This window comes from Belliella alkalica, assembly GCF_022549785.1.
Classification (GTDB): Bacteria; Bacteroidota; Bacteroidia; order Cytophagales; family Cyclobacteriaceae; genus Belliella; species Belliella alkalica.
On record NZ_JAKZGO010000053.1, the window covers coordinates 1 to 2,348 of the forward strand.

The window sequence follows — 2,348 nt, forward strand, 5'->3', positions numbered from 1 at the left end:
GGCAATGGAGTCAAAACCATTGCACGTATTCTTGATGTAAGTAAGAATACCGTCAAGACATATCTTTTTAAGCTTGATAAGTTGTTGACAGGCAAAAGAGCTGAGAAGGTTACAATTGAGACACTTCTAAGCCTTGACGAGCCTGAATTATATACACTTTTTCATCCCGGTAATCCTTCCTATAAAGATTCAAGGTATGATTACTTTAAAGCCAACCTTGAACATTATCAAAAAGAGTTAGAAAAGGTTGGTGTAACCAGAGTGCTTCTCTGGGAAGAGTACAAGGAAGCTAATCCAGATGGGTACAGTTATTCCCAATTTTGTTTTCACCTTGATCAGCAACAGGTTGCAAAAGGGAAACCAACTATGGTATTGGATCACAAACCTGCCGAAAAACTCTATATAGATTTTGCAGGAAAGACCATTCCCTATATCGACAGAGAAACTGGAGAAGTCATAGCATGTCAGCTTTTTGTTGCCTGCCTACCTTATTCTGATTATGCTTTTGCCATGGCTGTACCATCCCAGAGTGTATCTGATTTTCTTTACGCACTAAGCAGGTGTTTAGAAGATTTAGGAGGCGTACCGCAGCTTCTRGTTCCTGACAACTTGAAGGCTGCTGTTATTAAAGCAGATCGGTATGAACCTGATATCAATCAAGCTTTGGAAGATTTTGCCAACCACTACAGAACAGCAGTACTTCCTGCAAGGGTTCGAAAGCCTCAGGATAAAGCTTTGGTAGAAAATCAGGTTAAGATCCTTTATTCAAGAGTATATGCMAAGCTCAGGAATATGCAGTTCTTTGACATTACTTCTCTCAACGAGGCAATCAAACTTAAAGTAAAAGCCCACAAYCAGACAAGAATGCAGAAGAAGCCATACTGTAGGGAAGAAAAGTTTATCGCTGATGAAAAAGCCCTGCTGACTGATCTGCCTGTTGACCGTTTTGAGCTTCGCAGCTATTCAATGCTTAAAGTTGCAAAAAACAACCACATCTATCTGTCTGCCGACAAACACTATTACAGTGTTCCACATACCCTTATGGGAAACAAAGTAAAAGTAGTCTATTCCAGATCCATGGTCTACATCTATCATGGTGGTAAGAAAGTGGCGGTTCATACCAGAAACTTCAAACATGGGGCTTACTCAACAGTCAAAGAGCACCTCTGTTCACATCACCAGCACTACAGGGATAGAAGTCCTGACTATTACAGGAATCTTTCAGCGAAGATCTCAAAAGTCCTTTATGAATATGTATGCCTACTTTTTGAACAGAAAAGATATCCCGAACAGCTATACAGGTCTTGTGATGGGCTACTTGCTCTGGCAAGAAAATCAGATACGGAAGCTTTGGAAAAAGCATGTAAAACAGCAATGGAGAATGGAATATACTCTTACAAGTTTATCAAGAATATCATAGAGAACCATATGGAAGACGAGTCTGTCCAAAACAACATCTCAACGCTACCCAAGCATCAGAATGTAAGGGGTAAATCATATTACAGTAATCAACAATCAATTAATTTTAAATAACTATGACAAACCAGATCGAATCGCAGTTTGCCAAACTCAAGCTACACGGTATGTCCAAAACATGGACAGCCATCAAAGAAACAAGAAAGAACCAAAGTCTTTCGCTATCAGAAGGTCTTGAACTGTTGCTACAGGCTGAAGAGCTTGAAAGAGATAACAGGAGGTTCAAAAGACTTGAAACCAATGCGGCATTCAGGTACAAAGCATCCTTGGAGCAACTAAAGCTTGACAAAACAAGAGGTCTTGACCAAATGATGCTCACAAGTCTTGCCGCAGGTGAATATATCACAAAGGGAGAGGCTGTGCTGATCACCGGAGCAACCGGATGCGGTAAAAGTTATCTGGCCTCTGCACTTGGACATCAGGCTTGTGTCCTGGGGTTCAAAGCCGCTTACTTCAATACCCAGAAACTAATGCTCAAAACCAAAATGGCCAGACTCGAAGGAACTGTGATGAAGTTCTTTGATAAGCTGGCTAAGACAGATCTCCTGATCATTGATGACTTCGGACTAACCCACCTCGAACAGCAACAGCGGATAGATTTTATGGAAATGATTGAAGATAGACATGGAAAGAAATCAACAATCATTGTCAGTCAGTTGCCCGTATCAAGCTGGTATGATATCATCGGGGAAGAAACTATAGCAGATGCTATTCTTGACAGATTAGTCCATTCTTCCTACAGAATAGAGTTAAAAGGAGAAAGTCTCAGAAAAAAAATGTAAAATTGTCAGCCTAACAGATTATAGAACCAAACCCATTTTTAGAGGGGTCAATATGTCCAGAACAGGGGTCAGTATTGTCCGGAATATCCA

2 protein-coding genes are annotated in these 2,348 nt (G+C 40.6%); both read left to right on the top strand.

Annotated features, from left to right (window positions below; genetic code table 11):
- Positions 1-1,533, top strand: a 1,533-nt coding sequence (gene istA, locus MM213_RS20520) for an IS21 family transposase (RefSeq protein ID WP_241414756.1), incomplete at its 5' end; no start/stop codon positions are given.
- Between the two features lie 2 nt (positions 1,534-1,535).
- Positions 1,536-2,258: an IS21-like element helper ATPase IstB gene (istB, locus tag MM213_RS20525; RefSeq protein WP_241414757.1), complete on the top strand. Its 723-nt coding sequence runs from the start codon at positions 1,536-1,538 to the stop codon at positions 2,256-2,258.
- Positions 2,259-2,348 lie beyond the last annotated feature (90 nt).

Bases quoted from the DNA above. Each gene is read 5' to 3' on its own strand.
- istB (WP_241414757.1), top strand. From the start codon at position 1,536: ATGACAAACCAGATCGAATCGCAGTTTGCCAAACTCAAGCTACACGGT.